General features: G+C 73.5%; 12 protein-coding genes, 3 tRNA genes and 2 pseudogenes. 9 read left to right on the forward strand and 8 right to left on the reverse strand.

The genetic code is table 11. From position 1 onward, the window contains the following. From LG632_RS24565 to LG632_RS24585, 5 genes and pseudogenes are all read left to right on the forward strand, one after another. Positions 1-575 (forward strand): annotated as a pseudogene (locus tag LG632_RS24565) (DNA polymerase III subunit gamma and tau); the annotation flags it as partial. Positions 576-635: 60 nt separating this feature from the next. Continuing rightward, positions 636-1,889 (forward strand): phosphoribosylamine--glycine ligase, encoded by a 1,254-nt coding sequence (gene purD, locus LG632_RS24570; RefSeq protein ID WP_226729706.1) that lies wholly within the window; start codon positions 636-638, stop codon positions 1,887-1,889. A gap of 290 nt (positions 1,890-2,179) precedes the next feature. Continuing rightward, positions 2,180-4,156: a hypothetical protein gene (locus LG632_RS24575; protein WP_226729708.1), complete on the forward strand. Its 1,977-nt coding sequence runs from the start codon at positions 2,180-2,182 to the stop codon at positions 4,154-4,156. A gap of 512 nt (positions 4,157-4,668) precedes the next feature. Further along, positions 4,669-6,132: a N,N-dimethylformamidase beta subunit family domain-containing protein gene (locus LG632_RS24580; RefSeq protein WP_226729710.1), complete on the forward strand. Its 1,464-nt coding sequence runs from the start codon at positions 4,669-4,671 to the stop codon at positions 6,130-6,132. A 92-nt stretch (positions 6,133-6,224) separates the two neighbouring features. Next, on the forward strand, positions 6,225-7,124 hold the full coding sequence (locus LG632_RS24585) for a phosphoribosylaminoimidazolesuccinocarboxamide synthase (protein ID WP_226729712.1): 900 nt from the start codon (positions 6,225-6,227) through the stop codon (positions 7,122-7,124). Positions 7,125-7,170: 46 nt separating this feature from the next. Here the strand turns inward: LG632_RS24585 and LG632_RS24590 are convergent. From LG632_RS24590 to LG632_RS24625, 8 genes are all read right to left on the reverse strand, one after another. Continuing rightward, a tRNA-Gly gene (locus LG632_RS24590) sits at positions 7,171-7,243 on the reverse strand. Between the two features lie 22 nt (positions 7,244-7,265). Further along, on the reverse strand, positions 7,266-7,877 hold the full coding sequence (locus LG632_RS24595; protein ID WP_226729713.1) for a response regulator transcription factor: 612 nt from the start codon (positions 7,875-7,877) through the stop codon (positions 7,266-7,268). Further along, positions 7,874-9,271: a histidine kinase gene (locus LG632_RS24600; protein ID WP_226729715.1), complete on the reverse strand. Its 1,398-nt coding sequence runs from the start codon at positions 9,269-9,271 to the stop codon at positions 7,874-7,876. The genes LG632_RS24595 and LG632_RS24600 overlap by 4 nt, the downstream gene beginning before the upstream one ends. A gap of 22 nt (positions 9,272-9,293) precedes the next feature. Further along, entirely contained in the window at positions 9,294-10,067 is a 774-nt protein-coding gene (locus LG632_RS24605; protein WP_226729717.1) for an ABC transporter permease, read from the reverse strand. Then, entirely contained in the window at positions 10,064-11,020 is a 957-nt protein-coding gene (locus LG632_RS24610; protein WP_226729719.1) for an ABC transporter ATP-binding protein, read from the reverse strand. Before LG632_RS24610 ends, LG632_RS24605 begins: the two co-directional genes overlap by 4 nt. A gap of 165 nt (positions 11,021-11,185) precedes the next feature. After that, positions 11,186-11,258, reverse strand: a tRNA-Gly gene (locus LG632_RS24615). Between the two features lie 79 nt (positions 11,259-11,337). Beyond that, positions 11,338-11,409, reverse strand: a tRNA-Gly gene (locus LG632_RS24620). A 155-nt stretch (positions 11,410-11,564) separates the two neighbouring features. Continuing rightward, positions 11,565-11,882 (reverse strand): histone-like nucleoid-structuring protein Lsr2, encoded by a 318-nt coding sequence (locus LG632_RS24625; RefSeq protein WP_226729720.1) that lies wholly within the window; start codon positions 11,880-11,882, stop codon positions 11,565-11,567. 325 nt (positions 11,883-12,207) lie between these two features. Here LG632_RS24625 and purS point away from each other — a divergent pair, with 325 nt between their 5' ends. From purS to LG632_RS24645, 4 genes and pseudogenes are all read left to right on the forward strand, one after another. After that, entirely contained in the window at positions 12,208-12,459 is a 252-nt protein-coding gene (purS, locus tag LG632_RS24630) for a phosphoribosylformylglycinamidine synthase subunit PurS (protein WP_226729722.1), read from the forward strand. Then, positions 12,456-13,139 (forward strand): phosphoribosylformylglycinamidine synthase subunit PurQ, encoded by a 684-nt coding sequence (gene purQ / locus LG632_RS24635; RefSeq protein WP_226729724.1) that lies wholly within the window; start codon positions 12,456-12,458, stop codon positions 13,137-13,139. The genes purS and purQ overlap by 4 nt, the downstream gene beginning before the upstream one ends. After that, on the forward strand, positions 13,136-15,385 hold the full coding sequence (gene purL / locus LG632_RS24640) for a phosphoribosylformylglycinamidine synthase subunit PurL (protein ID WP_226729726.1): 2,250 nt from the start codon (positions 13,136-13,138) through the stop codon (positions 15,383-15,385). The genes purQ and purL overlap by 4 nt, the downstream gene beginning before the upstream one ends. Before the next feature lie 283 nt (positions 15,386-15,668). Continuing rightward, a pseudogene (locus LG632_RS24645) lies at positions 15,669-16,378 on the forward strand (hypothetical protein); the annotation flags it as partial.

The following is a 16,378-nucleotide window of genomic DNA, read 5'->3' on the forward strand; positions in this document are numbered from 1 at the left end:
CGCCCACGTCCTCGCCGTCGCCCGGCATGGCGGCCGGCGCCGGCCAGGTACAGGCGATGTGGCCGCAGATCCTGGAGGCCGTCAAGAACCGCCGGCGCTTCACCTGGATCCTGCTCAGCCAGAACGCCCAGGTCACCGGCTTCGACGGCACCACCCTCCAGCTCGGTTTCCCCAACCCCGGGGCCCGCGACAACTTCTCCAGCAGCGGCAGCGAGGACGTGCTCAAGGCGGTCCTGACCGAGCAGTTCCACGTCCACTGGAAGATCGACGCCGTGGTCGGCGGCGGTGGACCGGCGCCCGCCGCGTCCTCCTACAGTCCGCCCGCCCCCGCGTACACGCCGCCGCCCGCCGCGCCCGCCGCCCCGCCCCAGGCGTCCGCCGCCCCGCCCGCGCCGAGTGCCGCGCCCCCGGTGCAGGCGCCTCCGGCCGCCGCCCCGGCGCCGCCGCCGGTCGCCCCGGAGGACGACGTACCGGAGGACGACGACCCGGATCTCGTCGAGAGCGCCCTCAGTGGTCACGAGCTGATCGTGCGCGAGCTCGGGGCCACGGTGGTGGAGGAATATACGAACGAGTAGGGCGACCGCGTTGGGGTGCCCGCACGAAGATCCGCCCCGTGCGCGGGCTAGGCTGAGGCCGTGAAGGTCCTCGTCATCGGCGGCGGCGCCCGCGAACACGCCCTGTGCCGCTCTCTGTCCCTCGACCCCGACGTCACCGCGCTCTACTGCGCCCCCGGTAATGCGGGGATCGCGGAGGTGGCCGAGCTGCGCGACGTCGACGCGCTGGACGGCGACGCCGTCGCCGCCCTGGCCACCGAGCTCGGCGTCGGGCTGGTCGTCGTCGGCCCCGAGGCGCCGCTCGTCGCCGGGGTCGCCGACGCGGTCCGCGCGGCCGGCGTCCCCGTCTTCGGCCCCTCGCGCGAGGCGGCGCAGCTGGAGGGCTCCAAGGCCTTCGCCAAGGACGTGATGGCCGCGGCCGGCGTCCCGACGGCCCGCTCGTACGTCTGCGTCACCCCCGAGGAGATCGACGCCGCGCTCGACGCCTTCGGCGCGCCGTACGTCGTCAAGGACGACGGCCTCGCCGCCGGCAAGGGCGTCGTCGTCACCGAGGACCGGGAGGCGGCCCGCGAGCATGCGCTCGCCTGCGACCGCGTGGTGATCGAGGAGTACCTCGACGGGCCCGAGGTCTCCCTCTTCGCGATCACCGACGGCGTCACCGTGCTGCCGCTGCAGCCCGCGCAGGACTTCAAGCGCGCGCTCGACGGCGACCAGGGGCCCAACACCGGCGGCATGGGCGCGTATTCGCCGCTGCCGTGGGCCGACCCCAAGCTCGTCGACGAGGTGACGGCGACCGTGCTCCAGCCGACCGTGGACGAGATGCGGCACCGCGGTACGCCGTTCTCCGGTCTGCTCTACGCGGGCCTGGCGCTCACCGGCCGCGGCGTGCGGGTCGTCGAGTTCAACGCGCGCTTCGGCGACCCGGAGACCCAGGTCGTCCTCGCCCGGCTGCGCACCCCGCTGGCGGGCGTCCTGCTGCACGCCGCCAACGGCACCCTCGACGCCGAGCCGCCGCTGAACTGGCGCGACGACGCGGCCGTCACGGTGGTCGTGGCCTCCGAGAACTACCCCGGTACGCCGCGCACCGGTGACCCGATCGAGGGCCTGGACGAGGTCGCCGCCGAGGACGGCCCGGAGGCGTACGTGCTGCACGCCGGGACCCGGCGCGAGGGCGGCGCCGTCGTCAGCGCGGGGGGACGGGTGCTGTCGGTGACGGCGACCGGTTCCGACCTGGCGCAGGCGCGGGAGCGGGCGTATAAGGCGGTCGGGCGGATCCGGCTGGCCGGATCCCAGCACCGCACGGACATCGCCGCGAAGGCGGCGGAAGGCCGCTGAGACGGCAGCGGTACCGGCCTCCTGCGGTCGCGGGCCCGGAGCGCGGACGACGCGCCCGGGCCCGCGCGTGCGAGTGCGGCAGTCGGCGTTCGAACGCACCCAGCTTTACCCAAAGCCATTCCATCGGGTGATCGATGCCTCGACCGCCTGACGCCCGGGCATGCCCCAACTATGGTGCGGCGCAAGCATTCCGGCACATGGCCCACCGGCATTGCGATGTCAGTGGCGGGTGTCACAGTGGGGGAGTGAGCAAAGCGCAGCCGCAGGGCAGAGGGGGGTGAGGTCCGGTCATGTCCGGGACCGTTTCGAACATCGAGGTGGGCGCGCTGACCGCGCGCTCCCGCGCCCTCGCCGTGCTGCGGGTGCGCAGCAGGGCGCTGGCCGTGGTGCTGCTGCCCACCGCCCTCGCGGTGGTGCTGGTCTCCGCCCGGATGACCGGGCGGCTGACGGGTGACCCCTGGCCGCTGGTGGTCGTCGGCGTCTGCGTCGCCGCCGCGCTGGTGCTGCTCGTCGGCGGGATCTTCGCCGCGGTGGTGCTGCGGGCGCGGCCGGCGGTGACGCCGACGGTGCCGCTGCCGGAGGACGCCGCCCCCGATCTCTACCGCATGGTGCGGGACCTGGCGGAGCGGCTGGAGGTGCCGGCGCCCTCGGCGATAGCCCTCACGCCGGACTGCGACAGCTGGCTGGAGGACCGCACGCACGCCGCGCACCGGCGCCGGAGCATATCCGGCGGGTCCGCCGCCCCGGGCACGGCCCGGGACGCGGCTCCGGTGCTGGTCATCGGTTCCCCGTTCCTGTGGTGGATGCGGGTCGCCGAGCTGCGGGCCGTACTCGCGCCCGTCGTCGCCGGTACGGGCCCCTCCGCGCAGCCCGACATAGCCGACGCCCGGCGCTTCGTCCGCGGTCTGGACGCCGCGGTGGACGTGGGCAACGGCCGGGGGCTGGGCTGGATCGCCCGTGTCGCACGGCTGCTGCTGCGGCTGTGCGGGGCGCACGCCGCCGAGATGGAGCGGGGCGTCGCCGCGGCCGCGTCCGAGCGGGCCCAGAGCGTGGACTACGGGCTGCGGATCGTCGCCCAGGAGCAGGTCGGGCTGGCCTACGCGGGCTGGGACCGGCTGCTGACCCGGGTGGCACTGCCCGCGTGGCGGATGGGCCGCTGGCCGGCCCACCTGGACGCGGGTGTGGTCTCCGCGCTGACCGAGCTGTCCCGTCGTGACCGCCTGGCCGAGGGGTTCACCTCCCGCCTGGGCGAGCGTCCCGCGTGCGACCTCCTGGAGGAGCCCGGGGCGGTGGACGAGGCGGCCTCGCTGCTCGCAGCCCGCTTGTTCCACGGAGGTCCGGCCGCGGCCGGACCGGACTGGGCGCCCGTGTCCTGGTCGGCCTACCCGGAGGAGGTCGTCGACCGCACCTGGCGGGCGGAGGCCGCCCGGCTGCACCAGGCGCTCGACGCCCTCTCGGCCCCCGAAGGCCCCTCCCACACCTCCCAGCAGCCCCGGCCGCACCCCGCCTCCGGCACCTCGGCGGACCAGCTGCGGCCGACGGATCCCGAGGCGACGGCGGGCCCCGGCCCGGCCCCGCGCCTCGGCGCCGCAGCCGGCTCCGGCCCGGCCACGCACCTCGGATCCGGCGCGGCCACGCGTCCCGACCCGGGCATGCGCTCCGGCTCCGGCGCGGCCACGCCGCTTTCCCTGTCCAAGAGCCCTGGCCTGTCCCGTACCGGCGTGGGCCGGGGCGCGGCCTCCGGCCGTGTCGTGGCCGGTCCCGCGGCGGACGGGCGTACGGCGGGCGGTTCGGCCCCGGCGGCCGTCGTGACCGGCCCGGCGGACGCCGCGGCGGATCCGCTCGGCGGCCCGACCCTGGAGCGGGTCCTGGCCTTCCTGGCCCAGGGCGACGCAGCGGCCGGCGACGCGCTGGCCGGGCGGCTCAGCGGCGACCTGGCCCGCGCCGAGCGCGCGGCCGGAGCCGGGGCGGCGAAGGCGCGCGGCTCGGATGCCGTGCCGCTGTTCCCGCTCCAGCCGCCGCGCAGCGGCCGGGACCTGCTGGCGGACCACGTCACCGCGATGGTGTGCTGCGCCGCCGTGGACTCGGCGGGTGCCGAGCCCGGCCTGGACTGGCTCGACGGCCCGGTCCTGCTGGTGGCCGGTGAGCGCAGCGCCGACCTGGCCGCGCGGGTGCTGTCGCTCGTCGAGGACGGCGACGCGGGCCCCCTGCGTGACTGGCTGGCGGACCTGGGCGTCCGCCCCGAGAAGCCGGTCCGCCTGGTCTGACCACGCGGCCGGACCCCGCGGGGCCCCGGCCGCCCAGACCCGACCCCTCCCGGCCCCCGGCCGCCCGGCGCCCGACCCCGCCTGACCCCCGACCGCCTGGCACCCGACCCCGCCTGGCCTGCCGACGGCCCGGCGCCCGACCCCGCCTGGCCTGCCGACGGCCCGGCCTCGTCCCCGCCCGGCGCCCGACCCCGCCTGGCCTGCCGACGGCCCGGCGCCCGACCCCGCCCGACCCTGTCCGCCGCGCCCCACGGCCACCACCGCACCCCACCACCCTCACCTCACCCCACCCCACCCCACCGCACCCCACCGCAGCCCACGCCCCCCGTCGCCCGGCGCCCCGGCCCCGGGGGACACCCGCAACCGCACCCGCTGCGCAGATCGGGGGGTTCCGAGGACGTCAATTCGCGACGAACGGTGACGGAGTGCGTGCGTTATGTGATGTGCTGGGGATCGGTCACGGCGGATTGCCGGGACCGGACCGAGTCGGGGGAGTCAGGGAGGGGAGCGCGATGAGGGGCGATCACATTCGGCGGTGGGAGTCCGGTGCGCTCGCGCACGCCGTGTCCGATCCGTTCGGGCAGGGCCCGCTCCCGTGGTTCCGGGGCAGCGAGCTGTACTTCGACGACACCGGTCAGGTCGTCCCCTGGTACGTCGACATCCCGGCCCAGCGCACCCGCGCCTCCGGCGGCCCCCGTACGGCCGACGACGTCCACCAGCAGATCAAGGGCTTCGCCTCGACCGGAGCGGTGGCGCCCGGGGAGGCCATCGACTTCCACGTCACGGTCGACCCGCCCCAGCAGTTCTCGGTGGACGTCTACCGCATCGGCCACTACGGCGGCGACGGCGCCAGCAAGATCCACTCCAGCCCCCGGCTGTCCGGCATCGTCCAGCCCGCCCCGCTGACCGCCGACCGCACCGTCTCCTGCCACCACTGGTGGCTCTCCTGGCGGTTGCAGGTCCCCAGCTACTGGAACATCGGCGCCTACGTGGCCGTCCTGACCACCGCCGACGGCTACCGCTCCCACATCCCGTTCACGGTGCGCGACGAGCACCCCGCCGATCTGCTGCTCCTCCTGCCGGACGTCACCTGGCAGGCGTACAACCTCTACCCGGAGGACGGCCGCACCGGCGCCAGCCTGTACCACGCCTGGGACGACGACGGCCGGCTGCTGGGCGAGCAGGAGGCGGCCATCACCGTCTCCTTCGACCGCCCGTACGCCGGCGCGGGCCTCCCCCTCCACGTCGGCCACGCCTACGACTTCATCCGCTGGGCCGAGCGCTACGGCTACGACCTCGCCTACGCCGACGCCCGCGACCTGCACGCAGGCCGCGTCGACCCCACCCGCTACCGCGGCCTGGTCTTCCCCGGCCACGACGAGTACTGGTCGGCGCCCATGCGCCGGACCGCCGAGCGCGCCCGCGACCACGGCACCTCGCTCGTCTTCCTCTCCGCCAACACCCTCTACTGGCAGGTCGAACTGAGCCCGTCCCCCTCCGGCGTCCCCGACCGGCTGCTCACCTGCCGAAAACGCCGCGGGCCGGGCCGCCCCACCCTCTGGCGCGAGGTCGACCGCCCCGAACAGCAGCTCCTGGGCATCCAGTACGCGGGCCGCGTCCCCGAGCCCGCCCCGCTCGTGGTCCGCAACGCCACGCACTGGCTGTGGGAGTCCACCGGCGCCGGGGAGGGCGACCAGCTCGACGGCCTCGTCGCCGGCGAGGCCGACCGGTACTTCCCCCGCACCCAGCTCCCCGCCCACCAGGACCGGATCCTGCTGGCCCACTCCCCGTACGAGGACGGGGAAGGCCACCGCCGGCACCAGGAGACGTCCCTCTACCGGGCCCCGAGCGGCGCCCTGGTCTTCGCCTCCGGCACCTTCGCCTGGTCCCCGGCCCTCGACCGCCCGGGCCATGTCGACGAGCGGATCCAGCGCGCCACGGCCAACCTCCTCGACCGGATCTGCAAGCGCGACTGAGCACGCGGCTCCCCGGCCGGACCCCAGAGCGGAGCGACGGGCTCCCGTGCGCGAGAATCAGGGTGTCTCATACAGAAACACAGGGAGACCCCGTGTCCGGATTCGTCGAAAAGCCCGAGCCGGTTCAGGTTCCGGGCCTCATCCACCTCCACACCGGCAAGGTGCGCGACCTCTACCGCGACGAGGCCGGCCGGCTCGTCATGGTCGCCAGCGACCGCATGTCCGCCTACGACTGGGTGCTCCCGACGGAGATCCCGGACAAGGGCCGGGTGCTCACCCAGCTCTCCCTGTGGTGGTTCGACCAGCTCGCCGACCTCGTCCCGAACCACGTGATCGGCACCGACCTGCCCGCCGGCGCCCCCGCCGACTGGGAGGGCCGGACCCTGGTCTGCAAGTCCCTGGAGATGGTCCCGGTCGAGTGCGTCGCCCGCGGCTACCTCACCGGCTCCGGCCTCGCCGAGTACCAGCAGACCCGGACCGTGTGCGGGCTGGCCCTGCCCGAGGGCCTGGTCGACGGCTCCGAGCTGCCGGCCCCGATCTTCACCCCCGCCGCCAAGGCCGCGGTCGGCGAGCACGACGAGAACGTCTCCTACGAGGAGGTCGCCCGCCAGGTCGGCCCCGAGACGGCCGCCCTGCTGCGCCAGAGCACCCTCGCCGTCTACAGCCGCGCCCGGGACATCGCCCGCGAGCGCGGGGTGATCCTCGCGGACACCAAGTTCGAGTTCGGCTTCGAAGGCGACCAGCTGGTGATCGCCGACGAGGTGCTCACCCCCGACTCCTCCCGCTTCTGGCCGGCCGACCAGTGGCAGCCGGGCCGCGCCCAGCCCTCGTACGACAAGCAGTTCGTGCGGAACTGGCTGACCTCGGCGGCCTCCGGCTGGGACCGCACCAGCGAGCAGCCGCCGCCGGCGCTGCCGCAGGAGATCGTCGACGCGACCCGCGCCAAGTACGTCGAGGCGTACGAGCGGATCACCGGCCTGAGCTGGAGCTGAGACACGAGAAGGGCCCCGGTCCGATGACCGGGGCCCTTCTGCTGCGAGCGGACGACGAGATTCGAACTCGCGACCCTCACCTTGGCAAGGTGATGCTCTACCAACTGAGCCACGTCCGCATGCGCCGTAGCGCGAGACCCACTATACCCAACCTCGCTCCCGTGCGAGACGCACTGCGGTGTGACGGTTCTCGGCGCCGAGCTTCGAGGCGGCCGAGGAGAGGTAGTTGCGCACGGTCCCCTGCGACAGCGAGGCCCGCTCGGCGATCTCCGCGATCGGGGCTCCGTCGGCCGCGAGTTCCAGCACCTCGGCCTCGCGCGCGGTCAGCGGGGAGTCCCCGGCGCTGATGGCGTCGGCCGCCAACTCCGGGTCCACGTACCGGCCTCCGGCGTGCACGTCCCGGATGATCTCGGCGAGCCGCTGCGCCGAGACGGTCTTCGGCGCGAAGGCCCGCACCCCCGCCGTCAGGGCCCGCTTGAGGTGCCCGGGACGGCCGTGACTGGTCACGATCATGGTCTTGCAGTCGGGGAGTTCGGCCCGCAGGGATGTGGCGACACTCACACCGTCCGCGCCGGGCATCTGCAGGTCCAGCACCGCCACGTCCGGCCGGTGCGCCCGGGCCATCGCCAGCGCCTCCGGCCCGGAGGCCGCCTCGGCGACGACCAGGATGTCGTCCTCCAGCGCCAGCAGGGCGGCCACCGCCCCGCGGATCAGGTGCTCGTCGTCGGCCAGCAGCACACGTACGACGCTCACGCGCCCACCACCCGTTCCGACTCGCCCACGGCCCCAACGGCACCGCCCACGGCCCCCACGGCACCGTGCACGGGCCCGCCCGTGGCACCGCCCGTGGCACCGCCCGTCGCCCGCCCCGGCCCGTGCCCGTGCCGTTCGTCGCCCATCGTGTCGCCCCTCTTGTCGTCGGCCGTCTCCCCGGCCGCCAGCTCACGTGCCGGGATCTCGGCCCGCAGCCGGAACCGGCCGCCGGGGATCCGCCCGGCCTCCAACGTCCCGTCCAGCGCGGCCAGCCGCTCCCGCAGCCCGGCCAGCCCCGAACCGGGCCGACCGCCCGGCGCCTCGGCCGGCACCCCGTCGTTCTCCACGGTCAGCACCAGGCAGCCGCCGTCGCCCGGACCGAGCGCGATCAGGCAGGACGTGGCCTCGCCGTGCCGCAGCACGTTCGTGGTGGCCTCGCGCACCACCCAGCCCAGCGCCGACTGCACCGCCGGCGGCAGCGCCCGCTGCTCGCGGCGCCGCACCTTGCACGCGATCCCGGCGGCACTGAGCACCCCTCGGGCGCCCTCCAGCTCCACCGTGAGATCGGCCTGCCGGTAGCCGCGGACCACGTCGCGCACCTCCCGCTGCGACTCCTGGGCGATCCGCTGGACCTCGATCATCTGCTCCACCGCCTCCGGGCGGCCCCGCCGGGCCAGCTGCACGGCCAGCTCGCTCTTGAGCGCGATGACCGCGAGGTTGCGGCCCATGACGTCGTGCAGGTCCCGGCCGAAGCGCAGCCGCTCCTCGGCCACCGCCAGCTGCGCCCGCAACTCCCGCGACCGGTCCAGCTCCCACACGGTCGTCAGCAGCCAGCCCGAGAACCCGCAGGTGAGGGCCAGGAAGAATCCGGCGAGCAGCATGGCCACCGTGTAGCCCACGGCCTCCCCGAAGGACAGGCCGACCGCCATGGCCGTCAGGCCCGTGGCGACGGCCGTGGCGGGGACGACGTACTTCATCCGCTTGATCTTCAGGCTGATCACCAGCGACCCGACGCCCCAGTAGCCCAGTCCCAGCACCACTCCCGGAGCCACCGTGTGGGCCACCCGTCCGGTGGCCTCCAGCATCAGGGTGCCCAGCATCCCCACGACGGTCGTGGCGATCAGGACGCCCAGCGCGCGTGCCGGGTACGGGCGCCGGTCGAGCACCCAGTCCAGCGCCACGGAGGCGTGCACGGCGCACAGCACGGCGTGCACGCACACCAGCGCGCCGAGCGCGAGCTCCCACGAGCCCGGCCCCTTGCCGTCGTTGAGGAGGGGCAGGCCGCCGACCGAGAGGACTTCGACCACGCCGAAGAAGTGGAACGACCAGCGGGTGTAGAGCTCCACCTTCGCGGCCTGGCCGCGGTTGCGCCACCACCCCGTGAGCTTCGACATGGTTCCCGTCCCCCGATTCCTCTCAACGCCGCGGTTCCCAGCGGAACCACCGCTGCACAGCAAACATGCTGATCATCGCCCAGGCCAGGGTCACCAGCGCCGCCCCGGCCAGGTCCTGGCCCGCCGCCGTGCCCTGCCACCCCGCGCGCACCAGGGTCATCACACCGCTCAGCGGCAGGAGTTCGCACACCGAGGCCATCACGCCGGGCATCTCGTCCACCGGCACGAACATCCCGGAGCCGAGCGCGCTGACCAGGAACAGCGGCATCGTGGTCAGGCCGGCGCTCTCCACGGTGCGGGTGACCGCGCTGGTCACCGCCCCCAGCGCCGCGAGCAGCACGATCCCGGCGAGTACGGCCGCGACCAGCAACAGCGGGTTCCGCGGTGCCCGTACGTCCAGCACGGCGGCCCCGGCCCCCACCAGCACCGTGATCTGGACGAGCGCCAGCACGGCCGACGGCAGGGCCGAGCCGACCAGGATCTCCAGGTCGTTCGCCTCGCCGGTACGCAGCCGCTTGAGGACCAGTTCCTCGCGCCGGCCGACGTAGGCGTTGACGAGATTCATGTAGACGACGAACACCAGCACCATGCCGATGCCGCCGGTCAGCGTGGCCTCGCCGACGGCCGCCGCGCCGCCGTCGAGGTCGTAGGCCGCGAGCGAGTTCTTCAGGACGAGCACCATGACGAGCGGCATCAGCAGCGCCATGGTGAGCGTGGCGCGGTTGCGCGTCAGGAGGGTCAGTTCGGAACGGCCGAGGGCCAGGAGCCGGCCGGGGGCCAGGGTCAGCGTGTTCATCGGGCACCTGCCATCTGGTCGTCGAAGTCGCCGAGCCCACCGGCGCGGCGCTGCTGCGCGATCTCCAAGAACGCCTCCTCCAGCGAGGCCGATCGCGCGTCGAGCCCGGTCAGCTCCACGTCGGACGCCTCGGCCCAGGCCAGCAGTTCGGCCAGGGACCGCTGGAGCCGCTCGGTACGGATCTCCACCCGGCGCCCCTGCGCCGCTGCCCGCAGCGACAACGGCAGCCGGGCCGGGGCCACCCCGGCGGGCAGCGTGAACCGGATCCGCGCCGGGCGGGTGGCGGTCACCTCGGCCGGAGTGCCGGACAGCACCAGCTCGCCCTCGTGCAGGATGGCGAGCCGGTCCGCGAGCTGCTCGGCCTCCTCCAGGTAGTGGGTGGTGAGCAGCACCGTGGTGCCCTGCGCCTGGAGGGAGCGCACCAGCTCCCAGGTGTCCCGGCGGCCCTCGGGGTCCATGCCGGTGGTCGGCTCGTCGAGGAACAGCACCTCGGGCCGGCCCAGCAGGGCCAGCGCCAGGTCCAGCCGCCGCCGCTCGCCGCCGGACAGCTGCTTGACGCGTACGGACGCCCGCCCGGTCAGTCCGACCAGCGCCAGCGCCTCCGCGGCGGGGCGGGCGCCGGAGGTCACGCCGCTCCACATGCGGACGGTCTCCGTGACGGTCAGGTCGGCGGCGAAGCCGCCCTCCTGGAGCATGACCCCGGTGCGCGGCCGCACCGCGGCGCGCTGCCGGTAGGGGTCGAGGCCGAAGACCCGGACCGTGCCGGCGCTGGGGGCGGCGAGGCCCTCCAGGAGTTCCACGGTGGAGGTCTTTCCGGCGCCGTTGGTGCCGAGCAGGGCGAAGACCTCGCCCCGGGCGACGGAGAAGGAGATGCCGCGTACGGCCTCGAAACCCCCGGAGTAGCCGCGCCGCAGCCCGTCCACCTCGATCACTGCCTGGTCGGTGTCAGTCATGACTCCAGGCTCCGGCCGGATTCCGGGGGGCAGCAGTGCGCGCTGTCACGAGCGGCGATGACATATGTCATCGGGAGGCCGCCCGGGGGGATTATCGGCGGGGGGCGGGGGTCGGACCGGAAACGAAGAAGGCCCCGGTCTGGTGACCGGGGCCTTCTCCTTCTGAGCGGACGACGAGATTCGAACTCGCGACCCTCACCTTGGCAAGGTGATGCTCTACCAACTGAGCCACGTCCGCATGCCTCCGACCGGCTTTCACCGGGCGGTGCGAGCACTACTCTACCTGATCCACCGGAGTGGTTGGTAAAGCGATGCGGAGCGGGTGACAGGAATCGCACACTGCGCCTTCCCCCTGGAAGGGGGATGTTCTGCTACTGAACTACACCCGCACGACCTTCGGGGTTCTGACCTGCGGCCTTGCCCCTCGGCGTGATCCACACACTAGCGGATCACAGGGGGTGGTTGGCAAATCCGGGTCCGGCACCCGACCGGTGCACGGTCCGGCACGGGCCCCGGACCGGGGTCCGGGGCCGGCGCCCCTGCCTCAGTGCGCCTCCTCGTACGCGGCGTAGATCGCCTTCGGGATCCGGCCCCGCGGCGGTACGTCGAGCTGGTTGGAGCGGGCCCAGGCGCGGACGACCGCCGGGTCGGGGGCCAGCGAGGTGTGCTTGAAGGCCCGGCCGGACCGCGCCTGGCGGCGGCCGGCGGCCACGTAGGGCTCCAGGCTCTTCCGCAGTTTCTTTGCGTTGGCGAGATTCAGGTCGATCTCGTACGACTTACCGTCCAGTCCGAAGACGACCGTTTCCGCCGCTTCTCCGCCATCGAGGTCGTCGGAGATCGTGACTACTACGCGCTGCGCCACGGATATCGGTCCCTTCGCGGGACATCTCGCCCGGCTGACGTGCGGAGATGTCACCTGTGTGGATGTTTCGGAGCAAAGCATCTTTCCACCGCATTCGGTGGGGATTCCTTTGTACCGCGATTTCTCTCGTATTGCGATGCCCAGTTAATTGGCTCCGCGTGTCCCGCCGCAATCCCGGACACGTGGTTTTCCGGGGGATTTTGCGAAGCGTTGGTGAAGCCGAAACGGCGGCCCGATCGGGGGCTCCCGATATCTACCCGCGTAGAAATTTCGGGCGGGTACGCTGAAGGAACCGCCTGCACCAACCACCACACCGGGAGTGCCAGTGGCACGCGTCGTAGTCGACGTCATGCTCAAGCCGGAGATCCTCGACCCCCAGGGCCAGGCGGTGCAGCGTGCACTGCCGCGCCTGGGCTTCGACGGGATCGCCGACGTTCGTCAGGGGAAGCGCTTCGAGCTGGAGGTGGAGGGCCCGGTCGACCAGGCCGCCCTCGACCGCATCCACAAGATGGCCGAAACGTTCCTCGCCAACACCGTCATCGAGGACTTCGTCGTCAAGGTGGAGTCGGAGTCGTGACCACTCGCATCGGGGTCGTCACCTTCCCCGGAACGCTCGACGACCAGGACGCGCTGCGCGCGGCCCGCCTGGCCGGCGCCGAGCCGGTCCCGCTCTGGCACCGCGACAAGAACCTGCACCAGGTGGACGCGGTCGTGCTCGCCGGAGGCTTCTCCTACGGCGACTACCTGCGCGCCGGCGCCATCTCCCGGTTCTCGCCGGTGATGGAGACGGTCATCGAGCAGGCCCGTGCCGGCCTGCCCGTCCTGGGCATCTGCAACGGCTTCCAGATCCTCACCGAGGCCCACCTGCTGCCCGGCGCGATGCTCCGCAACAACCACCTGCACTTCATCTGCCGCGACCAGAAGCTCCGCGTCGAGAACGCGGGCACCGCCTGGACCGGCGACTACGAGCAGGGCCAGGAGATCTCCGTCCCCCTCAAGAACATGGACGGCCGCTACGTCGCCGACGAGCGCACCCTGGACGAACTGGAGGCCGAGGGCCGAGTGGCCTTCCGGTACCTCGACACCAACCCCAACGGATCGCTGCGTGACATCGCCGGCATCACCAACGCCGCAGGCAACGTCGTCGGCCTGATGCCGCACCCCGAGCACGCGGTCGAGCCGCTCATCGGGACGGGCCGCACCGACGGTCTTCCGTTCTTCACCTCGGTCCTGAAGAAGCTGGTCAACGCATCATGACTCTGGACACCGTCAAGCACGCCACGGAGACCCCGGACGCGTCCCAGCCGTGGAAGGAGCTCGGCCTCAAGGAGGACGAGTACGCCCGGATCCGGGAGATCCTCGGCCGCCGCCCCACCGGCGCCGAGCTCGCCATGTACTCCGTCATGTGGTCCGAGCACTGCTCGTACAAGAGCAGCAAGGTCCACCTGAAGCAGTTCAGCGAGAAGAAGCCCGCCTCCGACGCCATGCTCGTCGGCATCGGCGAGAACGCCGGCGTCGTCGACGTCGGCCAGGGCTACGCGGTCACCTTCAAGGTCGAGTCGCACAACCACCCCTCGTACATCGAGCCGTACCAGGGCGCGGCCACCGGCGTGGGCGGCATCGTCCGCGACATCCTCGCCATGGGCGCCCGCCCGGTCGCCGTGGTCGACCCGCTGCGCTTCGGCGCCGCCGACCACCCCGACACCAAGCGCGTCCTGCCCGGCGTCGTCGCCGGCATCGGCGGCTACGGCAACTGCCTGGGCCTGCCCAACATCGGCGGCGAGGTCGTCTTCGACGCCTGCTACCAGGGCAACCCGCTGGTCAACGCCGGCTGCATCGGCGTGATGAAGCACGAGGACCTGCACCTGGCCAAGGCCTCCGGCCCCGGCAACAAGGTCATCCTCTACGGCGCCCGCACCGGCGGCGACGGCATCGGCGGCGTCTCGGTCCTGGCGTCCGAGACCTTCGACGACACCAAGCCCACCAAGCGCCCGGCCGTCCAGGTCGGTGACCCCTTCCAGGAGAAGCTCCTCATCGAGTGCACCCTGGAGGTCTTCCAGGAGAAGCTGGTCGCCGGCATCCAGGACCTCGGTGGCGCCGGCCTGTCCTGCGCCACCTCCGAGCTGGCCTCCGCCGGCTCCGGCGGCATGCGCGTCGACCTCGACACCGTGCCGCTGCGCGACGCGACGCTCTCGCCCGAGGAGATCCTCATGAGCGAGTCGCAGGAGCGCATGTGCGCGATCGTCGAGCCGCAGCACGTCGACCGCTTCATGGAGATCTGCGAGAAGTGGGACGTCATCGCCACCGTCATCGGTGAGGTGACCGACGGCGAGCGCCTGGAGATCTTCTGGCACGGCGAGCAGATCGTGGACGTGCCCCCGGGCACCGTGGCCCACGAGGGCCCGACGTACCACCGTCCGTACGAGCGCCCGTCCTGGCAGGACGCCCTCCAGGCTGACGACGCGGGCGCGCTGCCCCGGCCGCAGACCTCGGCCGAGCTGCGCGAGCAGGTCCTGGCCCTGGTCTCGTCGCCGAACCAGGCGTCGAAGTCCTGGATCACCGACCAGTACGACCGCTTCGTGCAGGGCAACACCGTGCTCGCCCAGCCCGAGGACGCCGGCGTGGTCCGCATCGACGAGGAGACCAACCTCGGCGTGGCCATGGCGACCGACGGCAACGGCCGGTACGCCAAGCTCGACCCGTACGCGGGCGCCCAGCTCGCGCTGGCCGAGGCGTACCGCAACGTCGCCGCGACCGGCGCCAAGCCGCTCGCGATCTCCGACTGCCTGAACTTCGGATCCCCCGAGGACCCGGGCGTCATGTGGCAGTTCGCCGAGGCCTGCCGCGGTCTGGCCGACGGCTGCCTGGAGCTGGGCACCCCGGTGACCGGCGGCAACGTCTCGCTCTACAACCAGACGGGCGACACCGCGATCCACCCGACCCCGGTCGTGGCGGTGCTCGGCGTCATCGACGACGTCACCCGGCGCACCCCGATGGCCTTCGCCGAGGCCGGCCAGCTGCTGTACCTGCTGGGCGACACGGCCGAGGAGTTCGGCGGTTCGGCCTGGTCCGAGGTGGTCCACGGACACCTGGGCGGCCTGCCGCCGAAGGTGGACCTGGCCCGCGAGAAGCTGCTGGCCGAGATCCTGATCTCCGCCTCGCGCGACGGCATGATCGACGCCGCGCACGACCTGTCGGACGGCGGCGTGATCCAGGCGCTCACCGAGTCCTGCCTGCGCGGCGGCAACGGCGCGCGGATCGTGGTCCCGGAGGACCTGGACGCGTTCACCTTCCTGTTCTCGGAGTCGGCCGGCCGTGCGGTCGTGGCCGTCCCGCGCAGCGAGGAGCTCCGCTTCACCGACATGTGCGGTGCCCGGGGCCTTCCCGCCACCCGCATCGGTGTCGTGGACGGCGACACGATCGAGGTCCAGGGCGAGTTCGAGATCCCGCTGGCCGAGCTGCGCGAGGCCCACGAGGCGACGATCCCGGCGATTTTGGCCTGATCCCGGTACGGAGCAGGGGCCGGGGCGTTGTCCACAGGTTGTGGGCGGGCCCCGGCCTCTGTCGTCCCGCGTTGCTACGGTGCTGGTACGTCACAGGAGTGCCGAGGACGTACCAGGGGAGCGACAGGGGCGGGTAGCGCCGAGAACGGGGGGTGGGGCCGTGTTCGATCCGCTGTCGGGGATGCCCCGGCCGGGGCCGGGTTCCGGGCCGGGGTCCGGGCCGGGCGGTGGTGACCCGGACCGGCCGCGTCCGGACCAGCGCCTCCTGCCCGACCGGGGCCGGGTGCGCAACCGCGTCAACGCCCTGCTGTGCACCCTCGCCGTCCTCGGTGTGCTGGTGGGCGGCTGGTCGCTGTACGGCTCGTACGGGCGCTGGCAGGACCGGCAGCAGAGCCGGGCGGCCGTCGAGGAGCGGTGCGGAGGGCTGGTCGACGCCTCCGCCGTGCTGCGGCTGAGCGGTGGCGTGGACCGGGTGGACCCGGCCGGGTCGACCGGGCGCGGCGTGGACCTGAGCAGACGGACCAGCAGCTGCCTGCTGGACACCGTCCGCGAGGTCGACGGCGACCGCCGCACGACCCGGCACTTCTCGCTGACCGTGCAGGTCCGGCCCGACCCGCTCGGGGCCCGCATCGGAGCGGACCAGGTCGGGAAGGACGAGCCGTTCACCTCCCGCGGCATGCGCGAGCGCGAGGACGCCACGGCCCGGCTGGACCTGCCCAACCGCCTGCCGCTGGGGGACGGGACGCTCGGGGACCACGGGCTGCGGAGCGTCTCCGTCGTCGCCCCGTGCCGTACGCCGAGCAGCACCGGGGCCACGTCGGTCCTGGTCACGGCCGCCTCCGGGGAGTCGGCCGAGGCCGGCGAGGCGGAGCTGCGGTCGCTGGGGCGGCTCGCCCGGGACGCGGCGGTCGCCGCCGCGCGCCGGCTCGGCTGCGAGAGCGCTCCTCCCGCACTCCCCGCCCGGCTGCCGCTGCCCCCGCTCGATCTGGGGCC

The organism is Streptomyces antimicrobicus (assembly GCF_020532625.1).
GTDB classification, from domain to species: Bacteria; Actinomycetota; Actinomycetes; order Streptomycetales; family Streptomycetaceae; genus Streptomyces; species Streptomyces antimicrobicus.

Bases quoted from the DNA above. Each gene is read 5' to 3' on its own strand.
- LG632_RS24605 (WP_226729717.1), bottom strand. From the start codon at position 10,067: ATGAACACGCTGACCCTGGCCCCCGGCCGGCTCCTGGCCCTCGGCCGT.
- LG632_RS24580 (WP_226729710.1), top strand. From the start codon at position 4,669: ATGAGGGGCGATCACATTCGGCGGTGGGAGTCCGGTGCGCTCGCGCAC.
- LG632_RS24600 (WP_226729715.1), bottom strand. From the start codon at position 9,271: ATGTCGAAGCTCACGGGGTGGTGGCGCAACCGCGGCCAGGCCGCGAAG.
- LG632_RS24575 (WP_226729708.1), top strand. From the start codon at position 2,180: ATGTCCGGGACCGTTTCGAACATCGAGGTGGGCGCGCTGACCGCGCGC.
- purL (WP_226729726.1), top strand. From the start codon at position 13,136: ATGACTCTGGACACCGTCAAGCACGCCACGGAGACCCCGGACGCGTCC.
- LG632_RS24610 (WP_226729719.1), bottom strand. From the start codon at position 11,020: ATGACTGACACCGACCAGGCAGTGATCGAGGTGGACGGGCTGCGGCGC.